We start from the raw sequence: 25,040 nt of genomic DNA, 5'->3' as shown, positions 1-25,040 counted from the left end.
ACGGATCGGGCGGCCGGACACCTGCTCCGCCCCGACCAACTTTACTGACCTGTTAGTCTGCTTCGCATGGCGACACGGACCAGGCGCGGCACCGCACGCGACCGACTCATCGAGACGACCGCCGCGGTGATCTACCGCCGGGGCGTCACCGCCACCGGGGTGGACACCATCACCGCGGCCGCCACCGTCTCCAAGCCCACGCTGTACGCGCACTTCCGGTCCAAGTCCGAGCTGGTCACCGCGGCGCTGGCGCGGCAGCACGGGGACCGGCGCGACGAGCTCGCCCGCCACCTCGACGGGCTCGCCGACCGCTCCCCCGCCGAGCGGATCCTCGCGATCTTCGACTGGCTGGGCGAAGGACAACGGGCCGCCGGCGCGCGCGGCTGCGCGTTCGTCAACGCCGCCGCCGAGCTGGTCGAGGACGACGACGCCGCGGCCCGGCAGGTCATCCGGGACCACAAGCGCTGGTGGGCGGACACGTTCACCGAACTGGCCCGGCAGGGCGGCGCAGACGACCCGGCCGTGGTCGGTGCGCAGCTGCTGCTCGTCCTCGACGGCGCGAACGCCCGGGTGCTGGTCGAGGGCGACACCGCACCGTTCGCCCTCGCCCGGCGGCTGGCGGAGCTGGTGCTCGCCGCCGGACTGTCGCGATGACGCGCACCGCGGTGCAGGCCCGGCCGCTGCTGATCGCGGTGGGGCTCGCCGCCGGCCCGGCGGTCGCGCTCGGGCTGGCCCGGTTCGCGTACGCGCTGGTGCTGCCGGCGATGCGCGCCGACCTGTCCCTGAGCTTCGCCACCGCCGGGGCGCTGAACACCGCCAACGCGGCCGGTTACCTGCTCGGCGCGCTGGTCGCGGCGCCGCTCGCGACCCGGCTGGGGCTGCGCACCGCGTACCTGGGCGGGCTGGTCGTCACCGCGGCAGCGGTGCTGGCGTCGGCCGGGACCGGCTCGGTACCGCTGCTCGCGGCGCTGCGACTGCTCTCCGGTGCCACCGGGGCGGTGGTGCTGGTGCTCGGCGGCGGCCTCGCCGCCCGCGCCGGCCGCGACGCCGGCGCCCAACAGGCCACCCGGCTGCTCGCGGTGTACTTCTGCGGCGGCGGCGCCGGAATCCTGCTGTCCGGGCTCGCGGTGCCGCCGGTGCTGGCCGCCGCCGGCTGGCGCGGCGCCTGGGTGGTCCTCGGCGTCCTCGCGTTCGCCGCGCTGGCCGCCGCGGTGCCGGCGGCCCGGGCCGTACCGGCCGACGATGCGCCGGCGTCCGACCGCCGGGCGGGACGGCTGCCGCTGCGACCGCTCGCGCCGCTGCTGGTGTGCTACGGGATGTTCGGCGCCGGCTACATCGCCTACATGACGTTCATCGTCGCCTACCTGCGATCCGAGGGTGCCGGTGCCGGTACCGTCACCGCGTTCTGGGCGTTGCTCGGCGCCGCCGCCACGGTTGCCGGGTTCCTGTGGGCGCCGCTGCTCGCACAACTGCGCGCCGGCCGGGGCATCGCCCTGATCCTCGGCGTGCTGGTGTTGGGGGCCGCGCTGCCGCTGCTACCCGGCGGGCTGCCGGTCGCCATGCTGTCGGCGGTGCCGTTCGGCGGCGCGTTCCTGACCGTGGTCGCCGCGGTCACCGCGGCGGCCCGGCAGTACCTGCAGCCACGCCACTGGACGGCCGCGATCGCCGCGCTGACCACCGCGTTCGCCGCCGGGCAGTGCATCGGGCCGGTGCTGTCCGGCACCCTGTCCGACGGCCCCGGCGGAGTACGCGCCGGGCTCGGGCTCGGCGCGGCGCTGCTCGCCGTCGCGATCGGCGTGGCGTTGCTGGTGCGCGACCGCCGGGCCGGGGCCCCGGCCGCCGAGCAGGCCCCGGCGCAGGCACGACCGCCGGCTCAGTCGGAGTAGGCCTCGAGTTCCAGCACACGGCTGTAGCCGTGGTCGTTGGTGTCGCTGATCGACAGCCGCACCGCGCTCGTCCACACGGCCGGGAACGTCGACTCGACGTGCCCGGCGGTGTTGCCGCGCACGCTCGCCACGGTGCGCCAGCCGCCGTCGGCGACGGCGACCTGCACGTCGTAGTCGCGCAGCCCGTACCGGCTCGCCGGGTACTGCACGCTGTCCAGCGTGTACACCACGACCCGGCGCACCGACACCGGATGCGACCAGCGCGCGGTCAGCGTGTCCGGGAACTGCTTGCTCGTTCCGTCGTTCCACCCGCCGACCCCGTTGTGCCAGTACGCGGAGTCGGTGCGGCCGTCGTTGGTGTAGGACGCGGCCGACCCGTTGTGGTCGCTGGACGAGGTCATCATCGCCAGCCGCGCCCAGTCGTCGGTCTGGGTCAGCGCCACCGCGGTGCGCGTGCCGGCGGCCGACAGGCTCAGCGTCCCCGACCGCACGCCCGGATCGGTACGGGTCACCGCCACCGGCACCGCCACCGTCTCCCCGCCGTGCAGCGTGACCCGGTGCTGCCCGACCTTCGCGGTGAAGCCGCCGGTGACGCTCACCCGCGGTGTCACGTGGACCGTCTGCGTACCGAGGTTGTGCAGCCGGAACTCGGCGGAGATCGGCTCGTCGCCGAGCACCGGGACATCGGTGCGCGGGCCGTTGACCGCCAGCTGCACCGGTCCGGGCCGCGGCGCCGCGCCGGCGGTCGCCGCGGTCAGCGTCCACTGCCCCGAACCCACCCGCCACCCGGCACCGTCCCGGCGGGCGTCGCGCGGCGGATGTACCGCGGCGGCGCCGGGCGGTGGCACCAGCAGCGCCGTGGTACCGATCGGAACCGTTGCGGCGATGCGGAACTCGCGTCCGTGCCACGACCACGCGACACCGGCCGGGCCGTACGGGGTGTGGTAGCGCACGTGCGCGGCGGTGAGGTCGCCCACCGGTACCGGCGCGACGACGAGGTCGTGGTAGCCGACGCTGCCGTCGGCCGCGGCCAGCCCGCCGACCCGGGTGTGGAACCACTCCTCGATCGCGCCGAGCATCCAGTGGTTCTGCGAACCGTACGCGGTCGGCCCGTCCCAGTACTCGGTGAGCGAGGTGGCGCCGCACACCAGCTGGTAGCCGTAGCTCGGATCGCCGGTGGTGGCGAGGATGTCGGCCACCACGTCGTCCCGGCCGCCCGCGGCCAGCGCCCGGAACACCGCGGGCAGCGCGATCTCGCCGACCGTCAGGTGGTTGCCGAACGCCCGGATCCGGCCGACCAGGTGCTCCAGCACCGCCACCCGGTCGGCGGCCGGTACCACGCCGGCATCGAGCGCGAACGCATCGGCCGCCTGGGTGCCGTTGGCGTACGTGTCGCCGTCCCGGTACTTCGCGTCGAAGGCAACGGCGATCCGGTCCGCGAGAGCGCCGTAACGACGCGCGTCGTCGTGCCGGTCCAGTGCGGTCGCCACCTCGGCCAGGCCACGCGCCGCCCGCAGGTAGCCGTAGCTTGCCGCCACGCCGGTCGGGGTGTTCTGGCCGAGCTCGCCCCAGTCGCCCAGCCCGTAGTCGAGCAGGTCGCCGGACGCCTTGCCGGACAGGTAGTCCAGGTAGCGCTGCATGGCCGGGTAGTTGTCCGCGAGCACCCGCTCGTCACCGTAGCTGCGCCAGGTGGCGAGCGCCGCGCGGATGATCGCGCTGCCCCAGTTCGGCTCGTCGTGGCTGCCGCCGGAGAAGTGCGCGTACTGCGGGGCGATGTCCGGGATCAGCCCGGTGTCCTCCTGCGCCTCCCGCACGGTACGCAGGAACTCGGCGAACCAGGCGCCGATGTCGTAGTTGCGGGACAGGGTGGCGAAGTTGAGGTGGGTCTCCTCCAGCCAGCCGAGCTTCTCCCGGTCCGGGCAGTCGGTCGGCACACTGAACATGTTGCCCTGCACCGACCGGTCGATGATGCGGTGCACCCCGTCGTACAGGTCGCTGGAGGTGCCGAACTCGCCGGCCGGCTCGTTGTCGGTCCGCAGCACGATGCCGCGCAGCATCGACCTGTCCGGCGCCGCCGGCAGCCCGGTCACCTGCAGGTAGCGCATGCCGTGGTAGCAGAAGCGCGGATGCCACACCTCCGTGCCGCTCCCGGCGAGCGTGTAGTGGTCGACGATCGGCGGCGAGGTTGCCCCGCCGGCGATCATGGTGCCCTGATCCACCAGCCCCTCGGCGGTCAGCCGCTCCCCCGGCAGGATCGCCACCTCGGTACCGGCCGGCCCGGCGACCCGCAGCTCCTCCCAGCCGGCGATGTTCACGCCCAGGTCGAACACGTAGGTACCGGGCTTCGGCTGCGTGATCGCGACCGTGGGCACGGTGTCGACCGGCCGGATCGGCGGGCAGCGCCGGGCGGTGAGCACGGTGTGTTCGCCCGGCGGATCCGTGGTCACCGCGGCCGTCCAGCCGGACAGGTCGGTGCCCGGCTGCTGCCAGCCCACGGGCTCGCGGCGCGCGTCGTGGTCCTCCCCGCCGTACCAGGTGGCGAACGTGGTGGGGCCCAGGGTGGTGCGCCAACTGGTGTCGGTGCCGATGACCTCGCCGTCGATCTCCAGCTGCGCGAGCAGCTTCGGCGGCCCCTGCACCCTGACGTACTTGCGGTACCGGTCGGGCGTGTCCGGCACGTTGAACGTCCCGTTGCCCAGGCGTACCGCGAGGGTGTTGGCGCCGTTCGCGATCAGCTCGGTGACGTCGTGGCAGGCGTAGGTCACCCGGGTCGCGTAGTCGGTGTTCGGCGGTTCCAGCACCGCGTCGGTGACCGGCCTGCCGTTCAGGCTCGCCTGGTAGATCCCGACGCCGGTGAGGTACAGCCGGGCCCGGCGCACGGTGCCGGCCCGGAACTGCTTGGCCAGCAACGGAAGCGGCACGTCGGTCGGCACCGAAAGCCAGTCCGGGTGGGTGATCCAGCGCGCCGTCCAGTCGTCGGCGGACAGCAGCCCCAGCTCGAACGATGCGACCTCGCTCCAGTCGCCGCGCCGCCCGTGCTCGTCCCAGACCCGTACCTGCCAGAAGACCCGGTCCCGGGAGCCCGGCGCGGGGCCGCCGTAACCGACCTGGGTGCTGTCGGCCGACTCGACGTGGCCGGAGTCCCACCGGTCCGGTGTGGCCAGTCCGGCCCGGGTCGACGCCGCCCGGATCTGGTAGCCGGTCTGCCGCCGGTCGGTACCCCCGCCGGCCAGCCACCAGGACAGCCGTGGTGCGGTGTCGTCGATGCCGAGCGGGTCGGCCAGCCCGTCGACCCGCAGCCGGTACGGTCGCAGCGGCGCGCCGGCCGGCATCGCGGTCGCCGAGGCCGGTGGCAGCGCGCCGAGGGCGGCGGCGCCGGTCCCGGCCGCCAGTGCGGTCAGAGCGGTACGTCTCTTCATGCCATCCCCTTCTCGGTCACCGGGTCGCCGTCGGCGGCCGGTTCGCTGCGCCATCCGCGGCTCGCCTCGATCTGCTCCAGCGTCTGCCCCGCGGTACGCGGGCCGAAGATCACCCCGATCAGCCCGCTGACCGCCTGCAGGATCACGAGGATCAGGGCCAGGTAGCGGAACCCGGCGTTCGCGGTGATCAGCGGGACGAAGAAGCTCCAGATGCCGAGCCCGATGCGCACCACCGCGAAGGTGAAGCCCTGCGCGGTGGAGCGCAGCACGGTCGGGAACAGCTCGCCGGACCACAGCTGGAAGAAGTGCTGCTGTCCGAACCCGGAGCCGAACCCGATCAGCAGCACGTACGCCAGCGCCACCGGCAGGTTCAGCGGCAGCACCACGAACAGCCCCATGCCGACGAACTGCAACACCACGCTGACGCCGAGCAGCACCCGGCGGTTCACCCGGTCGTTGAAGGGCATGTACACCAGCAGGGTGCCGATCACCGTCAGCCCGAAGCTGAGGCACTGCAGGCCGACGCTCGCCGCCTGGCTCTGCGCGCCGAACGTGCTCAGCAGGTACGGGAAGTAGAAGCCGTTGGTGCCGGCGAACAGGTTCCAGACGCCGTACATGCCGATGCAGAACAGCAGCGCGGTCGTGCCGCGCCGGGTGAACAGTGCGGCGATCCGGGCCCCGCCGCCCGCACGGTCCGGCGTGGAGGCGCGCGTCGCCTGTTGCCAGCGGGCCGACTCCGACACACCGTGCCGCAGCACCCAGGTGACGACCGCGACGAGCAAAAGGTGGATGAACACCAGGCGCACCCCGAGCATGCCCAGCGACGACAGCGCCAGGGACAGCAGCAGGGTCACCACCGGGCCGAGGTTCCAGAGCACCTGGGCCAGACCGCCCAGCCGGCCGCGTGTTCGCGCCGGGGCGAGCTCGGTGATCAGCGTCCAGGACGCCGGTACGTCCGCGCCCACCGCGAGACCGGCCAGGATGTACCCGACGAACAGCATCCAGGTGTTGACCGCGCAGATGATCCAGAGGATGCCGAACGCGTAGAGCAGCAGGTCCCAGGTGTAGATCTTCTTGCGGCCGAACCGGTCGCAGATCCAGCCGCCGATCAGCGCGCCGATGCCGGCCGAGATCGCGTTGGAGCTGAACGCGCCGAGCAGCCCCACGGTGCTGTCGGTCAGCCCGAACTTGTGCGTCCACAGGCTCAGCCCCACCGAGCCGGCCACGATCGAGCCGGCGTCGATGTAGCTGGCCATGCCGGCCACGGCCGTCCACTTCCAGTACCGGCGGCGCTCGGCGCCGTCGTCGAGCACCGCGTCTGCTTCCACGCTCATCGGTCGTCCTCCTTCGGCGCGACGGTTGCGGACTGTGCGGCAGTTCCGAGCAGCCGGACCGGGCCGAACAGCCCGGAGCGGCGTTGCCCGGCGAACACCCCGGCGGTCGGTGTGGTGTCCGCCAGGTACGGCGCGAGGGTGTTGCGTACGACGATCTCCAGCCGGTTCTCGCCGGCGCGCAGCCATCGGTCGACGCGCAGCCGGTACGGCGAGAGCAGCAGCTCGCCGACCGGCGCGCCGTTCAGCCGGACCTCGGCGGTGCCGCGTACCTCGCCGAGATCCAGCCAGGTGGGCCCATCCGGGCCGGACCAGGTGAACGTGTGCCCGTAGCGCACCGCCCCGGAGTACGAGCCGAGCCCGGCGTCGGCCCAGTCGCCGAGGTCGATCTCGCCGGTGCCGGTGCGGTAGCCGATCGGTCCGGTCAGCGCCGCACCACCCACCCCATCCGCGGTGGACACGGCAAGCACGGCTTCGCGCGCGTGCGGCGGCACGTCGACCGCGCCGGCGCGCACCGGCCACTCGGTGCCGTCCAGCCAGAGCCGCGCCGAGCCCCGCACCGGCACCGTCATTCGCTCGGCTCCCGGCGGCAGCAACCACCGCAGCCACTGCGTTCCCGCCGCCTCCGCCGCCGACTCGGCCGGCGTCACCGGCAGTACCGCGCCGCGGGGCCGCCCGTCCAGCCAGCCGGCGTCCGGCAGCGGGTGCGGCCGCGGCCACAGGCAAGCGGTACGCGGATCCAGCCACTGCTCGCGGCGGACCCGCGGTGCACCGATCGTCCAGTCCGGGGCGGAGACGAGGTCCACCCGGCCGGCGTCGGTCTCGATCACCCCGTCCACCCACAGCGCGGCGCCGGCCGGATCGACGAACTCGACCAGCAGCTCGTTCTCGCCGGCGAGCAGCCGGTCGGTGAGATCGAACGGGCGCACCCGCACGGCCCTGTTCTGCGCGTACGGGTCGAATCCGCCGTGCCGGCCGATCCGGTCACCGTTGAGCCGGATCTCCGCCGCCCCCTCGGTACCGATCTGCAGCACCGCGCGGCGCGGTCGGCCGGGCAGGGTGAACCGGTGCCCGATCCGGGCCGGCGACCGCGTCGGCACCAGCCACTCCGGCCGGCGCAGCTCGTCCGGGTCGCGGGTGAGCGCCCACCACAGCCGCACCGCACCGTCCACATCGGACCGTACGGCGACGGTCAGCTCGTGGTGGCCGGCGCCCACCGCGATCGGTTGCACGGTCAGGTAGCCGTCCCCTGCCGCCGGCAGGACGCCGCCGTCGAGGCCGATGCGCCGCTCCCCCGGGGCGCCGACCGCCAGCCACAGACCTGCTTCCAGCTCGTCGGGGCCGAGCCGGAAGCCGGTGCGCAGCGCCACCCACTGCCCGGCCCGGACGGCGTCGAGCTGCACGAACTCCTCGGGGACGTAGCCCTTCGGGCCGAGCGTCGCGTGGTGGCGCGGATCGTTCGGGATGCCGCGCGACAGCGAGTACACCGCGGGCCGCCACTCGGCACCGGCCAGTTCCTCGGCCGTGTCGCACGGGCCGGCCGCCGACCCGTACCGACCGAACGTGGCGACCACCTCCATCCAGCCGTGGGTGGGCAACGCGTCCGGCGTCACCTGCGGGCCGGCGGCCCGGTGGGCCAGCCGCCAGGTCTGCACCGGCGGGTCGACGCGGCCGGGGCCGACATCGCCCCACCGGTTGTCCAGCGTCGGTTCGACGCTCGCCTCCCAGCGATCCGGCAGCGTGGCGAGCACGCGGCCGGCGCGGGGGCCGGGCGGCGGGGCGGGGGTGGCGGCACCGAACACCACCACGGCGGCCGGACCGGACGCGAAGGGCACCCGGGCCGTCGCCCGGTCGCCGGTGATCGTCCGGTCCAGCGCGCTGCGGGTGCCAGCCACCGGGTCCCACAGCTGCGCCGGACCCCAGCCGGCCGGTACCGACAGGGTCGCGACCCGCTCGCCGTCGCCCGGCCGGAACGTGTACCCGCGCTCGCGCATGGTGCGGGTGTAGCGATCGAAGTCGAAGAAGCTGTGCGCGTCGAAGAACACCCAGTCGCCGTGCATCGGTTGCGCGGTACCGGTCCGGTCGTCGTGCGCGGTCAGCAACACCAGCCGGGTCTCGCCCGCGCGCCGCACCACCGTCGGTACGTCGCACCGCACCGCCGCCTCCGCCGCCAGCAGCGTCGCCACCTCGGCGGCCGTCGACGTCTCCACGGCACCGGCGGACAGGGCGGCGGCGAAGCGGACCCAGCCGGGGCCGTTGCCGGGCAGCGCGCCACGCGGGACGGCACCGACGCAGGCGACACGGCCGCCACCGGTGGCCAGCTCGGCGAGCCGGCCCGCGGTGTCGTCGGTCAGCCACGCGCAGCCGGGCACCAGCACCGTCCGGTATGCCTCGGCGGCGATCCGCAGCGCGCCACCGGCGACGGTGCCGCCGGCGATCGCCGCGTCGTCGACCACCTCGTGGTCCACCCCGGCCGCGGCCAGCGACCCCGGCACCTGGCGCAGCCAGGACGCGGAGCCGTTCAACTCCAGGTACGACTCCTGCGCCGCGCGCGCCGCCGGCAACGCCCGGCCGTCGAGGGTCAGCGCGGCCTGCACGGTGGCGGTGGGATGCAGCACGGCGACGTCGCACTCGTGCGTCCCGAGCGACAGCAGCTCGCACAGCCGGGACACCAGCCGGGCGAACGCCGGGTACTGCGGCCAGTACGGCTGGCGCCAGCAGGTGGACGGCGGCGCCCACTCCCACCAGCCGGCCCGGGTGGCGTAGTAGACCGCGTGCGGATCGTAGAGCGTGACGCCGGCGCGCAGCCACGGCAGCAGCCAGTCGAACGTCTCCTCCAGCGTGCCGCCCCAGCCGCTGGAGTGGAACCCCTCCAACCAGGTGCGGCTGCCACCGTGCAGGTGCGACAGTCCACTGTGCAGCTTCGGGTCGCCCCAGTGGTCGCTGCCCGGCGCGCCGTAGCGGGCCCCGATCCGCGGGTAGTCCGCGTACAGCTCGGTCGACCCGATCGGCTCGCCGGCCCGCGCCGGATGCTGCTGGTCGTACCCGCAGAGCAGCCCGTGCCGCTGGTGCCAGCGTTGCAGCGGGACGAAGAATGCCTCGTCGGCGAGCTCCGCCCGGGTGCGCTGGTAGTCGTACCGGATGCGGGCATGCTCCTGGCCCGTCCCGCCGAACAGCGCGGCGAGCCGCACCCCGGTCAGCGGGTAGCCGCGCCGGCGGGCGAACTCGGCCGCGAACCGGCCCGACCAGGTCGGCATCGCCGGCAGCTCGTCCTGGAACGAACCGACGAGCACGTCGCCGAAGTAGTCCGCGGCGTGCCGCTCGAACTCGCCGTGCACCCGCTCCAGCAACGCCGCGCACGCGGCCGGATCGCAGTAGTCGAACCCGCGCCGCACCGCGTGGTACAGGGTCAGCGTCGCCGCGGCGGGCCCCGCGTCGGCGGCGGCGCCCGAGGCATCCACCGCGACCTCGGCGACCGCGCCGGGAGCGGCGGCACCGGTGGCCGTGTCGTCCGCAGTGGACAGTGAGGCCGCCACCGGTACCGCGCCGGGCGGCGCGGTGACCCGCAGCGCACCGGGTCCCGTCACGCTGGAACGGCGCAGATCCCAGCCGGCGAACGCCGGCTCGGCGCTGACCAGGTCGGCCTGCAGGTTCGCGCCGGAGAACCCGATCTGGTCGTAGAACCAGAGCCGGAAGCCGATCCGGCGCGCCTCGGCACAGACCTCGGTGAAGATCTGCCACCAGGCCGGCGAGGCGAACGGCGGGTCGTCGGCGAGGCAGCCGTGCAGCGGCCCGGCCGGCGCCAGGTTCAGCACGACCGCCGCGCGGACCCCGCCGTCGTACAGCTGGTGCAGCTGCCAGCGAAGCCGGTCGGGATCGAGGCGGTCACCCGACCACCACCAGATCGGCACCGGGCCGTAGCTCGGATCAGGGTCGGTCAGCGCGCGTTCGGCGGCGGAGTGCGTCATGCCGGTACCTCGCAGGTTTACCCGGATGGCGGTGAGATGTCACGGTTCTCATTCGCCAGGAAACGTAGTAGCGTCGCGGCCAACAGTTCAAGAGGCGGAAAGAAAGTTCATGTAGATGAACTCACTGCCAGACCCGGTCAAGTCCGCGCGGCGCGCGCTGGCCATCCTGGAGGTGCTGACCGAGCACGAGGCGCCGATGGGATTCACCGAGCTCGCCGAGCGGCTCGGCTATCCCAAGTCGAGCCTGCACGGCCTGCTGCGCACGCTGGTCGACTCCGGCTGGGCCGGCTTCGACGAGCAGACCCGGCGGTACACGCTCGGCATCCGCACGCTGTCGGCAGGCAACGCGTACGGCCGGTCGCTGGCGCTGGGCGACCGCGCCCTGCCGCACATGCGCCGGATCCGGGACGAGCTCAACGAGACCGTCCAGCTCGCCGTGCTCGACGGCGTGCACAACGTGTACGTGGCGAAGGTCGACGGCCGGCAGGCGCTCGCGCTCGCCTCCGCGGTCGGCCGCCGGCTGCCCGCGCACACCACCGCGCTGGGCAAGGTGTTGCTGGCCGGACTGCCCGACGCGGAGCTGGCCCACCGGTACGCCGGCGGGTCGATGGCGGCGTTCACCGAACACACCATCACCTCGCTGCCGGCGCTGACCGAACAGCTGCACCAGGTCCGGCGGCGCGGCTACGGCACCGACACCGAGGAGTACACGGTCGGGGTTCGCTGCCTCGCCGTCCCGGTCCGGGACGCCACCGGCCACGTGGTCGCCGGGATGAGCGTCTCGGTGCCCACCATCCGGTACCGCCGGGAGCTGCGCACCCGCGGGCTGGAGCTGTTGCGCGAGGCCGGATCCGCACTGTCCGCCGAGCTCGGCTTCGGCGCCGACCAACCGAGGAGGACCAGCCCGTGAGCCGGTACCAGGTGGACCTGCTGTCGATGGGCCGCGGCGACGTGCCCGGCCCCGAGGCGTACTGGATGAGCCGGTGGGACGAGTGGATCGGGCTGCGGTTCCAGACCGCGCTGATCCGCGGCGACGGGGTCACCGCGCTCGTCAACACCGGACCGGCCGCCGACCTGGGCCCGATGAACGAGAAGTGGACCCAGGTGCTCGGTCCCCGCGCGGTGCTGCGCCGCGAACCCGGCGAGTACATCGTGGACGCGCTCGCCGCGCACGGCGTCACGCCGGCGGAGGTGACGCACGTCCTGCTCACCCCGCTCCAGCTGTACACGGTGAGCAACGTGCCGCTGTTCACCGCGGCGCAGCTCTGCCTGACCGCGCGGGGCTGGACGCACTTCCACACCACCCACGCGCACCCGCACGACGACCGCGCCACCTCGATCCCGGACGAGATCCTCGTCCACCTGGTCACCGAGGCGTGGCCGCGGGTACGGCTGCTCGCCGACGAGGACGAGGTCGCGCCGGGGCTGCGCACCTGGTTCAGCGGCGGGCACCACCGCGCGTCGATGGTGGTCGAGGCGGACACGGCCACCGGCACCGCGGCCATCTCCGACACGTACTTCCTGCTGGACAACGTGCTGTCCGACCACCCGATCGGGATCAGCGAGAACATCGACGAGTGCCTGGCGGCCTACGACCGGGTGCGCCGGACCGCGACGCACATCCTGCCGCTGTACGACCCGGCGAACTTCGACCGCTACCCGGGCGGGCGGATCGCATGAGCATGCACCAGGAGGGACGGTCGTGACGAACACCGACGAACCACAGCGGGTCCTGGTGACCGGGGCGGCCCGCGGCATCGGCCGGGCCACCGCGGTCCGCTTCGGCCGCGACCGCGCCCGGGTGGCGGTCAACTACCCGCCGGGCGAGCTCGAGCACGCGCAGCGCACCGCGGAGCTGGTCACCGCGGCCGGTGGCGAGCCGTATCTGGTGGCCGCCGACGTCGCCGACCCGGCCCAGGTGACCGCGATGGCCGAAGCGGTACACGCCGAGTTCGGGCCGCTGGACGTGCTGGTCAACAACGCCGGGATCTGCCCGTTCGCCGACTTCTTCGACATCGACGTGGAGCTGTGGGACCGCACCCACCAGGTGAACCTGCGCGGCGTGTTCCTGGTGACCCAGGCGTTCACCCGGCAGATGGTCGAGGCCGGCCGCGGCGGCCGGGTGGTGTCGGTGTCGTCGATCTCGGCCTGGGTGGGCGGCTCCCAGCAGGTGCACTACTGCGCGACCAAGGCGGGCATCAGCTCGCTGATGAAGTCGCTCGCCATCGTGCTGGCCCCGCACGGCATCACCTGCAACGCGGTACTGCCGGGCACCATCGAGACCGACATCAACCGCGACGACCTGGCCCGGCCGGGCAAGCGGGAGATGTTCGCCCAGCGCATCCCGGTCGGCCGCACCGGGGTGCCCGACGACGTCGCCGGCGCGATCTGGCTGCTGACCCGGCCGGAGGCCGGATACGTCAACGGCGCCGAACTGCTCGTCGACGGCGGCATGTTCGTCAACCTGCAATAGCTCAGCAGGCCCGGATCCTCGGGCCGGCACGACACGGGAGGCCGGGTTTGCGCGCACTGGTGTTGGACGACTTCTGGAGCCTGACGGTCGGGCAGCGACCCGACCCGGTACCGGGGCCGGGCGAGGTGGTGCTGCGCATCGCCGCCACCGGCATCTGCGGTTCGGACCTGCACGGGTTCACCGGCGACAGCGGCCGCCGCGTGCCGGGCCAGGTGATGGGCCACGAGACCGCCGGTACGGTCGAGGCGGTCGGCGTCGGCGTCGATCTGGCGCCGGGCACCCCGGCCACCGCGTACCCCGTGCTGGCCTGCGGTGAGTGCGCGGCCTGCCGGGCCGGCCGGTCGCAGATCTGCGCCCGGCGCACCGTGATCGGCGTCGACCCGAGCCGCAGTGCGGCGTTCGCCGACCGGCTGCTGCTGCCGGCCGCCAACGTGGTGGCGCTGCCGGCCGGGATGCCGCTGCCGCACGGCGCGCTGGTCGAACCGTTGTCGGTCGGCTACCACGCGGCTCGCCGGGGCGAGATCGGCACCGCCGATCGGGTGCTGATCCTCGGTGGCGGCCCGATCGGCCAGGCCGTCGCGCTCGCCGCGAAGCGGCTCGGTGCGGACGAGATCGTCGTCACCGAGCCCGATCCCGGCCGCCGCAGCCTGGTCGAGGCGCTGGGTGTGTCCACGGTGGAGCCCGGCGGCGCCCTCGGCGCGTTGAGCGCACCGGCGAGCGTCGCGGTCGACGCGGTCGGGATCGACGCCACGATCGCCGAGGCGCTGGCGGCCACCGACGCCGGAGCCCGGATCGTACTGGTCGGCATGGGCGCACCGCGCCTCGACCTCGCCGCGTACCCGGTCAGTACCGGGGAGCGCAGCCTGATCGGCAGCTTCTGCTACACCGCCGAGGAGTTCGCGGCCACCGCCGCCTGGGCGGGCACCGTACCGGAGCTGCTGTCGCCGCTGATCTCGGCACAGGTCCCCCTGGCGGAGGCGCCGGACGCCTTCACCCGGCTCGCCCGCGACGGCAGTACGGCGAGCAAGATCCTGGTCCGGTTCGACGAGGAGGGCTGAGATGTCCGCACCGACGGTCACCGACCTGCGCGCGTACGTGCTGCGCGGCGGCGGCGCCGACTACCACGACCAGGACGGTCCGCACTGGATCGACGACCACATCGCCACCCCGATGGCGCGCTACCCGGGCTATCGGGAGTCGCGGCAGAGCTTCGGGCTCAACGTGCTCGGCACCCTGGTGGTGGTCGCCGAGGCGAGCGACGGCAGTTCCGGGTTCGCGGTGACCACCGGCGGCGAGCCGGCCGCCTGGATCGTGGAGAAGCACCTGTCCCGGTTCGTGCTGGGCGCCGCGGTCACCGACCTGTCCCGGATCTGGGACCAGATGTACTCCTCGACCCTGTTCTACGGCCGCAAGGGCCTGGTACTCAACGCGATCAGCGGCGTCGACCTCGCGCTGTGGGACCTGCTCGGCCACGTCCGCGCCGAACCGGTGTACGCGATGATCGGCGGTGCGGTGCGCGACGAGCAGCCGTGCTACGCCACCGGCGCGCGGCCCGATCTCGCGGTGGAGCTGGGGTTTCTGGGCGGCAAGCTGCCGCTGCACCACGGGCCGGCCGAGGGCGCCGACGGCTTCACCGCGAACCTGCGGCTGCTCGCCGAGATGCGCGCCACGATGGGGCCGGACGCCTGGCTCGCCTACGACTGCTGGATGTCGCTGGATGTCGACTACGCGATCCGGTTGGCGCACGCCGCCGCCGAGCACGGGCTGCGCTGGATCGAGGAGCCGGTGCCGCCGGACGACTACTGGGGCCATGCGGCGATCCGCAAGGCGCTGCCGCCGGGCATGCTGCTGGCCACCGGCGAGCACGAGGCGACCCGGTGGGGCTTCCGGCTGCTGGCCGAGATGGGCTGTGCCGACATCCTGCAACCCGACGTCGGCTGGTGCGGCGGGCTGACCGAACTGTTGCGCATCAGTACGCTCGCCGACGCGCACGGCCTGCTCGTCGTGCCGCACGGCTCGAGCGTCTACTCGTACCATTTCGCGTTCGCGCAGCACAACAGTCCGTTCTCGGAGTTCCTGATGATGGCGCCCGCCGCTGACCGGGTGGTCCCGATGTTTCACCCGCAACTGCTCGGCGAGCCGGTACCCGAGCACGGCCGGTTGCGGATCGGGCAGCTCGACGCGCCCGGCTTCGGCGTCACGCTCAACCCCGATCTGGCGCTGGCCCGACCGTACCGACGGGGCTGACCGTCCGGTGTGGACGCTCAGCGCCGGGTGGCGCGCAGGCTCGTCGCCGTGACGACCCCGAGCACGGCGACGATGACCACCAGCGACAACCAGGTCGGTATCTCGGGGACGGCCGGCACGAGCGTGTGCACGTAGTGCAGGATCAGCTTGACGCCGATGAACAGGAGGATCACCGCGAGGCCGTAGTGCAGGTGCACCAACCGGTCCAGCAGCCCGATCAGCAGGAAGTAGAGCGCGCGCAACCCCAGCAGGGCGAACGCGTTCGCGGTGAACACCAGGTAGGCGCTCTCGGTGATGCCGAAGATGGCCGGGATCGAGTCGAGCGCGAACACGAGGTCGACCGACAGGATCGTGGCCGCGACGAGCAGCAGCGGTGTCGCCGCGCGCCGGCCGTCGCGCCGCACCGTCAGGCGCGACCCCGCGTACTCCCGGGTGACCGGCATGACCCGGCGCAGCAGCCGCACCGCCCGGGAGTCGAGCACGTCCGGCTCGTCCTGGGACGGCCGCAGCAACCGGATCCCGGTGTACAGCAGGAACGCACCGAACACCACGAACGCCACGGCGAACCGGCTGATCACCGCCGCGCCCACGGCGATGAACGCGCCGCGCAGCACCAGCGCGCCGATCACCCCGATCAGCAGCGCCCGCTGCTGGTGCTCCGGCGGCACCGCGAACCGGCCGAGGATGAGCGCGAAGATGAACAGGTTGTCGACCGACAGGCTCTTCTCCACCAGGAAACCGGTGAAGAACTCGGCGCCCGGCTCCCGGCCCGCGAACAGCAGCACGCCCAACCCGAACACCAGCGCGCCGCTCAGGTAGATGGCCGACCAGGTGACCGCCTCGCGGAAGCCGACCGGATGCGGGCTTCGGGCATGCCACACGTCCACGCCGATCAGCACCGCGATCCCCAGCACGGTGGCCAACCACACCCACACCGGTACGGCCATCGCTCCCCCCCGCCCTCGCCAGGTGACCAGGGCCCCCTGGTCTCGCCAGGTGACCAAGTATGCGGGAGGAACGATCAAGCGCCCAGCGTCCGCGCTGATCAGAGCGGACGCCGGCGCCGGTCAGCGCGCCCGGCCGGCGTTGCCGCGGTGGCAGGGCCCCCGTCCGTACGCGGGCTGCGACGAGCGCGGCGAGCGCCGGCTGCCGGGTGCTCCGCACGGCCGGCCCGCGGGCGGCCGCCGCTGCGCGGGCGGCACGGTCGCCGTCGTGCCCTCGGCCGACAGCAGGCCGCGCAGTTCGCGCAGGGTACGGGACAGGATGCCGGACACGTGTGCCTGCGAGATGCCGAGCCTCGCGGCGATCTCCTGCTGGGTGAGCTCGTCGAGGAACCGCATGCGGATGATGGCCTGTTCCCGGCCGGGCAGCGTGGTCAGCGCCTCGGCCAGTGCCAACCGGTCGACGACCGCGTCGATGCCGGGGTCGGCGCCGGGCAGCTGCTCGACCAGCGGCGACTGGGCCTCCCCGGCCGCGCCGTCCAGCGAGACGGCCATGTACGCCCGAAACGCCGCCATCGCGTGGCCGACCCGCTCGACCGGCTCGCCGACGCTGTCGGCCAGTTCGGTGACGCTCGGCGAGCGGCCGAGCCGGGCGCAGAGTGCCTCGGCGGCGTGGTGGGTGCGCAGCGCGAGCTCCTGCAGCCGCCGCGGCGGCCGCACGGCCCAGGCCCGGTCCCGCAGGTACCGGCGCAGCTCGCCGGTGATGGTCGGCACCGCGTAGGCGATGAACCGGCCCAGCTGTGGCCGGTAGCCGTCGACCGACTTGATCAGCCCGGTCGCGGCGACCTGGCGCAGGTCTTCCAGCGGCACGCCCAGCCCGCGGTAGCGGCGGGCCAGCCGGTCGGCCAGCGGCAGCAGCGACTCGATCACGGCCGCCCGGGCCGCGGCGCGGTCACCGCCAGCGGCGCCCGCCAGGGCCCGTACCCGGGCCGTCGGCCCGTCGCCGTCGGTGTCGCCGGCACACTGCTCGGTCTCGGTTACCGTCACGTCCCCCACCGAATCCCCGTCGGCCACGCGCGCGGTGACGTGGAGGTCCGGATCGGACCCCCTACCACCGCGACGGGTCGGCGACTAGCGCCCCACGACGCCGCACCACGAGGTGGACGGCACCGCCCGCTCGGTGTCTCGACCGCGCGTGGCGGGCCACGACGCGGCAGTCTTGCACTGACTGCAAACTATCGAAACCTTGCAGCCGCTGCAAAGATATTGGCCAAGATGGCACTGGCCACAGCGTTGCGGTGGGGGCGCTACCCGAGCGGGTGGGTCCCCGTGGTGCGACCCGGCGCCCGGTTCGGTGGTTGCCGGGCGCTTCGGTGGAGGTGAGGCGCGGATGAGCATCATTCGGGGCCGACGGGCACACCGGAAGATGGCGACCCGGGACGCGTTGCAGCGTGCCGCGCTGGAGCTGGTCCGCAGCCGCGACCCGGATTCGGTCACGGTGGAGGAGATCTGCGCCCGGGCGGGCGTGTCGCCGCGCACCTTCTTCAACTACTTCGCCAGCAAGGAGGAGGCGCTGATCGACTGGGACGCGGAGATCGACGCGTTCGTCACCAGTGCGGTGGCCAAGCGGCCGGCCTCCGAGTCGCCGCTGCGGGCGATCCGCGCGGTGCTCGGGTCGGCGGTGGCCGACGCGATGGGCATGGAGCTGTGGCAGGACCGGCTGGAGCTGATCCGGGAGCAGCCCGGGCTGATCGGCCGGTTCGTCGCGGTGATGGGCTCGGTGCAGCGGGCGCTCGCGGCCGGGGTGTCCCGGCGCACCGGGCTCGCCTCCGACCACCTGTACGTGGAGCTGACCGCCGCGGCGTCGGTGGCGGCGATCCGGACCGCGATCCAGGCCTGGACCGACGCGCCGGACGGGACCGACCCGGCCCGGCTGATCGACGACGCCTTCGCCTACCTCGAGTCGGGACTCGCGCCGCCGGGCGGCAGGAAATCGGGACTGGCGTCGCCGGGTGGCAGCCAGGCGGGACTCGCCCCGCCCGGCGGCGACGGCTGATCCGGTCGCGCTGCCCAGAAAGCTCCGTGTGCCTATTGTTTCGTGAAAATCAGTGCCATAATCGCCCGCGGATCGGTGAACGGCAGGTAAACCGGCGGGAGGGCGACAGATGGACGAAGCACCAGCATCCGGTCGACGGGCCAGGTGGGGTCGGCATCGGCGACGCACCGCGATCGCCGCGGCGGCCGTCGCGGTACTGACCGGCGCGGCGCTGACGTCCGCCGCCGCCTCCGGCGAGACCGCGCACCCGACCTGGTCGCACGCGTCCGCGCACACCGCGACCCCGATCAAGCACCTGGTGGTCATCTTCGACGAGAACATCTCCTTCGACCACTACTTCGGCACCTACCCGCACGCGACCAACGCCGACGGGACCCCGTTCCAGGCGAAGAAGCACACCCCGAAGGTGGACGGCCTCTCGCCGAAGCTGCTGCAGCACAACCCGAACCAGTACAACCCGAAGCGGCTGTCGCCCGACCACGCGCTCACCTGCGACCAGAACCACTCGTACGGGCCGGAGCAGAAGGCGTACAACGGCGGCAAGGCAGACAAGTTCGTCGAGTACACGGAGAAGGACACCTGCACCGGCCAGCCGATCCTGTTCGGTGAACCGGGCCTGGTGATGGACTACTTCGACGGCAACACGGTCACCGCGATGTGGAACTACGCCCAGCGCTACGCCATGGCCGACCACTCGTTCGACGCGATCTTCGGCCCGTCCACGCCCGGTGCGATCGACCTGGTGTCCGGCCAGACCCACGGCGTGTACGCGGTGGACCCGGTGACGCACGAGAAGGTCAGCGACCCGTTCGTGCACTCCCCCGACGCCAACGGGGTCGGCACCCTGATCAGCGACCCGGACCCGGCGTTCGACGACTGCTCGGACCGCAACCACACCGCCGACGAGAACCTCGCCGTGATGTCCGGCAAGAACATCGGCGACCGGCTCAACGAGGCGGGCGTGACCTGGGGCTGGTTCCAGGGCGGCTTCAAGCCGACCGGGACCGCAAACGGCTACTCGGTGTGCGGGGCCACGCACGCCAACATCGGTGGCAACCAGGTCGTCGACTACACGCCGCACCACGACCCGTTCCAGTACTACGAGTCGACGTCGAACCCGAAGCACCTGCCGCCGTCGTCGGTCGCCGCGATCGGCCACACCGACCAGGCGAACCACAACTACGACCTGAGCGACTTCCACGCCGCGCTGGGCGCGGACAACCTGCCGGCGGTCAGCTTCCTCAAGGCGCCGTCGTACCAGAACGGGCACGCCGGCAACTCCGACCCGCTGGACGAGCAGCGTTTTCTCGCCTCGACGCTGAACGACATCCAGTCGTCGAAGCAGTGGAAGTCCACGGCCGTGGTGATCGCCTACGACGACTCGGACGGCTGGTACGACCACGTGTCGCCGCCGATCGTCAACGGCTCCGCCGACGCCAGCCAGGACCAGCCGATGTGCCTGGCGAAGCCGGCGGCGGGCGGCTACGACGACCGGTGCGGCTACGGCGCGCGGCTGCCGATGCTGGTGCTCTCGCCGTACTCCAAGCGCAACTACGTCGACCACACCCGGCTCGACCAGACCTCGATCATCCGCTTCGTCGAGGACAACTGGGGCACCAAGCGGATCGGCGACCACTCGTACGATGGGCTCGCCACACCGCTGACGGGGATGCTCGACTTCCGGCACCGGCCGGACCCGCGACCGCTGCTGCTCGACCCGGGCACCGGCGCACCCCGGCACTGAGCCAGCCGGCGGGGGCGGTCCTCGACGAGGGCCGCCCCCGCCGCGCGCTCAGGCGTTGGCGTGTTCGGCGCTGCGGTGCCCCGCCTCGCGCCTGGCGGTGCGCAGCCAGTCGCGCACCCCGATCAGTACCAGTACCGCGAAGACCACGTAGACCGCGGCGGAGAAGTACAGGTGCGAGTGGATCTGCAGCGGCACGCCGACCACGTCGACCGCGAGCCACACCAGCCAGAACTCCACCAGCCCGAGGCCCTGGCCGGCGAAGGCGACGACGGTACCGACGAAGATCCAGGCGTCGGGCCACGGCGCCCAGGAGGCGTTCAGCACGTCGAGCAGCACCGCGACGCCGGCGGTACCGGCGGCCAGCACGGCGGCGATGGCCACCCGCTCGCGCCACGTCGCGGTACGCACCAGCACCCCGTGCACCGGGTCGCGGCGGCGCGACCAGGCCCACCAGCCGTAGACCGAGATCGCCAGGATGACCACCTGCCGGGCCGCGAGCCCGCCGAGGTCGGCCGAGGTGTACACGACGAACAGCAGCACCGTGGCGAGCACCTGGATCGGCCAGGTCCACAGGGTGCGCCGCTGCGCCAGGAACACCACCGCGAGGGCGGCGAGCTGGCCAAGGATCTCCGCGTACGAGATTCGTTGGCCGAGGATGGTGACGCCGTACTGCATCAGGCCGTGCCCCATCGGAGTCCCTTTCTGCGCCGGGGCATCCTGAACGCACGGCGAACGGCTCGATGCGCCGTCAGCCGCGTGCGCGTCCTCCCATCCGGACTGTCACCGTCGGTACCGGAGTTCCACCGGTTCAATCGCCGACACTGATCGGCGAGTCGCGGACTGTCACCGCCGGTTCGGACTTTCACCGAGCCCCGGAGCGCATGCTCTGTCTGCGATCAACCCTTTCATGCCACCGCTTGTTCCGGACCGGGATGTGACCGACCCGACCGGCTTGCCGGCCCGGCAGTGGCAAGTTAGTCTTCGCGCAGACCATCTTCACGCAGACCATCTTCACGCAGGCCAGGAGGCAGCGATGTGGCAACACGAGTACGTGGCGGAGACGCCGGCAGATCCGGAGCGGGTGTGGCAGGTGCTGCGCGACCTGGACCGCTGGGCCGACTGGGACACCTCGATGGAGTCCGTCCGACTGGACGGAGAGTTCCGGGTCGGCTCGCAGGTGGTCATGACACCGGTCGGGCAGGACGCGATCACCTCGACCATCGTCGAGATCAGCGACGGCGTTGCCTACGCCGACGTCACCCAGTTCGGCGGCGTCACGCTGCGGTTCCGGCACTCGCTGGAACCGTTGACGTCCGGCGGGACCAGGGTGCGGCACCGGCTGGAGATCACCGGCGACGCCGCCGACACCCTCGGCCCCGAGCTCGGGCCGCAGATCACCGAGGACTTCCCGGAGGCCATGGCCGGCCTGCTCGCCCGGGCCGAGCGGTGATCGCGGCCGACACCGTCGCGCCTAGGGTCTGTTTCGGAGCCCCCGGCCGAGCGAGGCGAGTCCCGTTTGTCTGCTCGCAAGGCGGAGGGCAGTTCGTGTGCCGGGCTTGCACACGGGCTGTCCGACAACGCCGCGAGCGGGCAAACGGGGCCGCCGCAGCCGGCACGCGGGACCCCGAAACAGACCCTAAGGCGGTACGGGCAGCGCCGCTACCGGCGCGGACCACGGTCCGGGCGACAGGGGCGGCGCGGTGACCGGCGACGAGCCTGCCGCGACCCGCTACCCCGGCGGCGCCGCGGACAGCCCCGGGTTCCTGCTCTGGCGGCTCACGCTGGACTGGCAGCGGTCGGTGACCGCGGCACTGGCGCGCTACGAGCTGACCCACGTGCAGTTCGTGCTGCTGGCGTGCGCCTGGTGGCTGGGCGAGCACGGACAGGCGCCGAACCAGCTGGGACTGGCCCGCCAGGCCGGTACCGACGTGAAGATGACCTCACAGGTCGTGCGCAAGCTGGCGGTCAAGGGGCTGCTGGAGCGCGAGGTCGACCCGGCCGACACCCGAGCCCGCCGGCTGCGGCTCACGCCCGCCGGTGCCGAGCTGGCCCGGCGGGCGGTGCGCGCGGTCGAGGCGGTCGACGCGGAGTTCTTCGGCCCGGACGAGCCCGCCGCGACCCGGCTGCTGACCCGGATGCTGCGTCGCCGCCCGGACCGGCCCGGCTGATCCCGCGGCCAGACGCCCCGGCCGGCTACCAGGCGCGGCCAGGTCACCGGGCGCTGACGCGCCGCCCCGGTGTCCACGATGGACACCGGGGCGGTCGTCGCGCTCGGGGTCGGTCAGCGGCCGGCCTTGCGGGTGGCCCGCAGGAACTCCCGGTTCATCTTCGCGATGCTCACCAGCGGGATGCCCTTCGGGCAGGCCGCCGCGCACTCGCCGGTGTTGGTGCAGCCGCCGAAGCCGGCCTCGTCCATCGTGGTGATCATGTTGAGCACCCGCGACTCGCGTTCCGGCTGCCCCTGCGGCAGCACGTTGAGGTGGTTGATCTTGGCCGAGGTGAACAGCATCGCCGAACCGTTCGGGCACGCTGCCACGCACGCACCGCAGCCGATGCAGGTGGCGTTCTCGAACGCGGAGTCCGCGTCCGGCTTCGGCACCGGTACCGCGTGCGCGTCCGGTGCGGTACCGGTCGGCGCGGTGATGTAGCCGCCCGCCTGGATGATCCGGTCGAACGCCGACCGGTCCACCACCAGGTCCTTGACCACCGGGAACGCCCCGGCGCGCCACGGCTCGATGTCGATCACGTCGCCGTCGGAGAAGTGCCGCATGTGCAGCTGGCAGGTCGTCGTGCGCTCCGGGCCGTGCGCCTGGCCGTTGATGACCATGCCGCACGCGCCGCAGATTCCCTCGCGGCAGTCGTGGTCGAACGCCACCGGCTCCTCACCGCGCAGGATCAGGTCCTCGTTGAGGATGTCGAGCATCTCCAGGAAGGACATGTCGCCACTGACATCGGCGACCTGGTAGGTCACCATCTGGCCTTCGGCGTCCGCGTTGGGCTGCCGCCAGATCCGCAGGGTGAGGTTCACGCGTAGCTCCGCAGGGTCGGGTGGACGTACTCGAAGTCCAGGTTTTCCTTGTGCAGCACCGGAGGTTCGCCAACGCCGGTGTACTCCCAGGCCGCGACGTAGCCGAACCGCTCGTCGTCGCGCTTGGCCTCACCGTCGTCGGTCTGCGACTCCTCCCGGAAGTGCCCGCCGCAGGACTCCTCGCGGTGCAGCGCGTCCAGGCACATCAGCTCGGCCAGCTCCAGGAAGTCGGCCACCCGGTTCGCCTTCTCCAGCGACTGGTTCAGCTCGAACCCGGTGCCCGGCACCTTGACCCGCTGCCAGAACTCCTCGCGCAGCTCCGGGATGCGCTTGAGCGCCCTGCGCAGCCCCTCGGCGTTGCGGGACATGCCACACTCGTCCCACACGAGCATGCCCAGCTCGCGGTGGAACGAGTCGACGGTACGGTCGCCGTCGACGGCGAGCAGGCGCTTGATCCGGTCCTGCACCTCGCCGACGGTGGCGGTGACCACCGGGTCGTCCGGCGACACCGGGTCGAACCCGCCGCGGGCCAGGTAGTCGTTGATCGTCGCCGGCAGCACGAAGTAGCCGTCGGCCAGCCCCTGCATCAGCGCCGAGGCACCGAGCCGGTTCGCGCCGTGGTCGGAGAAGTTGGCCTCACCGATCACGAACATGCCGGGGATGGTCGACTGCAGGTCGTAGTCGACCCACAGCCCACCCATCGTGTAGTGGATCGCCGGGTAGATGCGCATCGGTACCTGGTACGGGTCCTCGGCGGTGATCCGCTCGTACATCTCGAACAGGTTGCCGTACTTCTCGGCGACCTTGTCGCGGCCCATCCGCTTGATCGCGTCGGCGAAGTCGAGGTACACGCCGAGCCCGCCGGGGCCGACGCCGCGGCCCTCGTCGCAGACGTTCTTCGCCGCCCGGGAGGCGACGTCGCGCGGCACCAGGTTGCCGTACGACGGGTAGACCCGCTCCAGGTAGTAGTCGCGCTCGTCCTCGGGGATCTGGTCCGGCGGGCGGGTGTCGCCCTTCTTCTTCGGTACCCAGATCCGGCCGTCGTTGCGCAGCGACTCGCTCATCAGCGTCAGCTTCGACTGGTGCTCGCCGGAGCGCGGGATGCACGTCGGGTGGATCTGCGTGTAGCACGGGTTCGCGAAGTGCGCGCCGCGCTTGTGCGCCCGCCAGATCGCCGTGGCGTTGGACCCCTTGGCGTTGGTGGACAGGTAGAACGTGTTGCCGTACCCGCCGCTCGCGAGGACCACCGCGTCGGCGAGGTAGGTGGAGATCTCGCCGGTGATCAGGTCGCGGGCCACGATGCCGCGGGCCCGGCCGTCGACCACGATCAGGTCGAGCATCTCGGTACGCGGGTGCATCTCGATGTTGCCCGCGTCGATCTGCCGCTCCAGCGCCTGGTACGCGCCGAGCAGCAGCTGCTGCCCCGTCTGGCCGCGGGCGTAGAAGGTGCGGGAGACCTGCACGCCGCCGAACGACCGGTTGTCCAGCAGCCCGCCGTACTCCCGGGCGAACGGGACGCCCTGGGCGACGCACTGGTCGATGATCTCCACCGAGACCTGCGCCAACCGGTACACGTTGGACTCGCGGGAGCGGAAGTCGCCGCCCTTGACCGTGTCGTAGAACAGCCGGTAGATCGAGTCGCCGTCGTTGCGGTAGTTCTTCGCCGCGTTGATGCCGCCCTGCGCCGCCACCGAGTGCGCCCGCCGCGGCGAGTCCTGGTAGCAGAACTGGATGACGTGGTAGCCCTGCTCGGCCAGCGTCGCGCCGGCCGAACCGCCGGCGAGGCCGGTGCCGACCACGATGACCCGGTGCTTGCGCCGGTTCGCCGGGTTGACCAGCTTGGCGCCGAACCGGCGCTTGTCCCACCGGTCCTCGACCGGGCCGGACGGTGCCTTGGTGTCGACGATGTCGTCGCCGACCGTGTACGAACCAACCGTGTTCGACATG

General features: G+C 72.7%; 19 protein-coding genes and 1 riboswitch. Of the genes, 11 read left to right on the top strand and 8 right to left on the bottom strand.

Annotation, left to right across the window (positions count from 1 at the left end):
• Positions 1–66 precede the first annotated feature (66 nt).
• Together Asera_RS22150 and Asera_RS22145 are read left to right on the top strand one after the other, a co-directional pair.
• Positions 67–654: a TetR/AcrR family transcriptional regulator gene (locus Asera_RS22150; RefSeq protein WP_030445902.1), complete on the top strand. Its 588-nt coding sequence runs from the start codon at positions 67–69 to the stop codon at positions 652–654.
• The gene (locus Asera_RS22145; protein ID WP_084131335.1) at positions 651–1,886 is read left to right on the top strand and encodes a YbfB/YjiJ family MFS transporter; all 1,236 of its coding nucleotides are present in this window, start codon (positions 651–653) and stop codon (positions 1,884–1,886) included. Before Asera_RS22150 ends, Asera_RS22145 begins: the two co-directional genes overlap by 4 nt.
• Here Asera_RS22145 and Asera_RS22140 read toward each other — a convergent pair.
• From Asera_RS22140 to Asera_RS22130, 3 genes are read right to left on the bottom strand one after another with little or no spacing between them, the layout of a single operon-like run.
• Complete coding sequence (locus tag Asera_RS22140) at positions 1,874–5,305, bottom strand: alpha-L-rhamnosidase (protein WP_030445900.1); 3,432 nt, start codon at positions 5,303–5,305, stop codon at positions 1,874–1,876. The two genes, Asera_RS22145 and Asera_RS22140, sit on opposite strands and share 13 nt — an antisense overlap.
• Positions 5,302–6,639 (bottom strand): MFS transporter, encoded by a 1,338-nt coding sequence (locus Asera_RS22135; RefSeq protein WP_051802150.1) that lies wholly within the window; start codon positions 6,637–6,639, stop codon positions 5,302–5,304. Before Asera_RS22135 ends, Asera_RS22140 begins: the two co-directional genes overlap by 4 nt.
• Entirely contained in the window at positions 6,636–10,604 is a 3,969-nt protein-coding gene (locus Asera_RS22130; RefSeq protein ID WP_051802149.1) for a hypothetical protein, read from the bottom strand. Before Asera_RS22130 ends, Asera_RS22135 begins: the two co-directional genes overlap by 4 nt.
• 115 nt (positions 10,605–10,719) lie before the next feature.
• On the opposite strand from Asera_RS22130, the gene Asera_RS22125 reads away from it, so the two are divergent.
• Genes Asera_RS22125 through rhmD form a run of 5 tightly spaced genes read left to right on the top strand, consistent with a single transcriptional unit; the run spans position 10,720 to position 15,324 of the window.
• A complete protein-coding gene (locus tag Asera_RS22125; protein ID WP_051802148.1) occupies positions 10,720–11,514 on the top strand; it encodes an IclR family transcriptional regulator in 795 nt (264 codons plus the stop codon).
• The gene (locus Asera_RS22120; RefSeq protein WP_030445896.1) at positions 11,511–12,284 is read left to right on the top strand and encodes an MBL fold metallo-hydrolase; all 774 of its coding nucleotides are present in this window, start codon (positions 11,511–11,513) and stop codon (positions 12,282–12,284) included. The genes Asera_RS22125 and Asera_RS22120 overlap by 4 nt, the downstream gene beginning before the upstream one ends.
• A gap of 22 nt (positions 12,285–12,306) precedes the next feature.
• Positions 12,307–13,077 carry an SDR family NAD(P)-dependent oxidoreductase gene (locus tag Asera_RS22115; protein WP_030445895.1) on the top strand — a complete coding sequence of 257 codons (771 nt, stop codon included), beginning with the start codon at positions 12,307–12,309 and terminating at the stop codon, positions 13,075–13,077.
• A 47-nt stretch (positions 13,078–13,124) separates the two neighbouring features.
• On the top strand, positions 13,125–14,135 hold the full coding sequence (locus tag Asera_RS22110) for a zinc-dependent alcohol dehydrogenase (RefSeq protein ID WP_030445894.1): 1,011 nt from the start codon (positions 13,125–13,127) through the stop codon (positions 14,133–14,135).
• Position 14,136: 1 nt separating this feature from the next.
• Entirely contained in the window at positions 14,137–15,324 is a 1,188-nt protein-coding gene (rhmD, locus tag Asera_RS22105) for an L-rhamnonate dehydratase (RefSeq protein WP_030445893.1), read from the top strand.
• Between the two features lie 17 nt (positions 15,325–15,341).
• Here the strand turns inward: rhmD and Asera_RS22100 are convergent, their stop codons facing one another.
• Both Asera_RS22100 and Asera_RS22095 read right to left on the bottom strand, forming a co-directional pair.
• Positions 15,342–16,271 carry a TerC/Alx family metal homeostasis membrane protein gene (locus Asera_RS22100; RefSeq protein WP_030445892.1) on the bottom strand — a complete coding sequence of 310 codons (930 nt, stop codon included), beginning with the start codon at positions 16,269–16,271 and terminating at the stop codon, positions 15,342–15,344.
• Between the two features lie 120 nt (positions 16,272–16,391).
• Positions 16,392–17,312, bottom strand: coding sequence for a sigma-70 family RNA polymerase sigma factor (locus tag Asera_RS22095; RefSeq protein ID WP_212804701.1), 921 nt, complete (start codon positions 17,310–17,312; stop codon positions 16,392–16,394).
• Between the two features lie 343 nt (positions 17,313–17,655).
• On the opposite strand from Asera_RS22095, the gene Asera_RS22090 reads away from it, so the two are divergent.
• Positions 17,656–18,321 (top strand): TetR/AcrR family transcriptional regulator, encoded by a 666-nt coding sequence (locus Asera_RS22090; protein WP_084132929.1) that lies wholly within the window; start codon positions 17,656–17,658, stop codon positions 18,319–18,321.
• A gap of 109 nt (positions 18,322–18,430) precedes the next feature.
• Positions 18,431–20,065, top strand: a complete 1,635-nt coding sequence (locus Asera_RS22085; RefSeq protein ID WP_051803112.1) for a phospholipase C — start codon at positions 18,431–18,433, stop codon at positions 20,063–20,065.
• A 48-nt stretch (positions 20,066–20,113) separates the two neighbouring features.
• Here Asera_RS22085 and Asera_RS22080 read toward each other — a convergent pair whose 3' ends face one another.
• A complete protein-coding gene (locus tag Asera_RS22080; protein WP_030449922.1) occupies positions 20,114–20,755 on the bottom strand; it encodes a nicotinamide mononucleotide transporter family protein in 642 nt (213 codons plus the stop codon).
• A 66-nt stretch (positions 20,756–20,821) separates the two neighbouring features.
• A riboswitch (FMN riboswitch) is annotated at positions 20,822–20,948 on the bottom strand.
• 150 nt (positions 20,949–21,098) lie between these two features.
• On the opposite strand from Asera_RS22080, the gene Asera_RS22075 reads away from it, so the two are divergent.
• Positions 21,099–21,515, top strand: coding sequence for an SRPBCC family protein (locus Asera_RS22075; RefSeq protein ID WP_030449923.1), 417 nt, complete (start codon positions 21,099–21,101; stop codon positions 21,513–21,515).
• 250 nt (positions 21,516–21,765) lie between these two features.
• Positions 21,766–22,233: a MarR family winged helix-turn-helix transcriptional regulator gene (locus Asera_RS22070; RefSeq protein ID WP_212804699.1), complete on the top strand. Its 468-nt coding sequence runs from the start codon at positions 21,766–21,768 to the stop codon at positions 22,231–22,233.
• A gap of 113 nt (positions 22,234–22,346) precedes the next feature.
• Here the strand turns inward: Asera_RS22070 and Asera_RS22065 are convergent, their stop codons facing one another.
• Positions 22,347–23,093 (bottom strand): succinate dehydrogenase/fumarate reductase iron-sulfur subunit, encoded by a 747-nt coding sequence (locus Asera_RS22065; protein WP_030449925.1) that lies wholly within the window; start codon positions 23,091–23,093, stop codon positions 22,347–22,349.
• Entirely contained in the window at positions 23,090–25,039 is a 1,950-nt protein-coding gene (locus Asera_RS22060; protein WP_030449926.1) for a fumarate reductase/succinate dehydrogenase flavoprotein subunit, read from the bottom strand. Before Asera_RS22060 ends, Asera_RS22065 begins: the two co-directional genes overlap by 4 nt.
• Between the last annotated feature and the right edge of the window lies 1 nt (position 25,040).

Source organism: Actinocatenispora sera (genome assembly GCF_018324685.1).
Lineage (GTDB): Bacteria > Actinomycetota > Actinomycetes > Mycobacteriales > Micromonosporaceae > Actinocatenispora > Actinocatenispora sera.
This window is presented reverse-complemented; position numbering and strand designations above follow the sequence as displayed.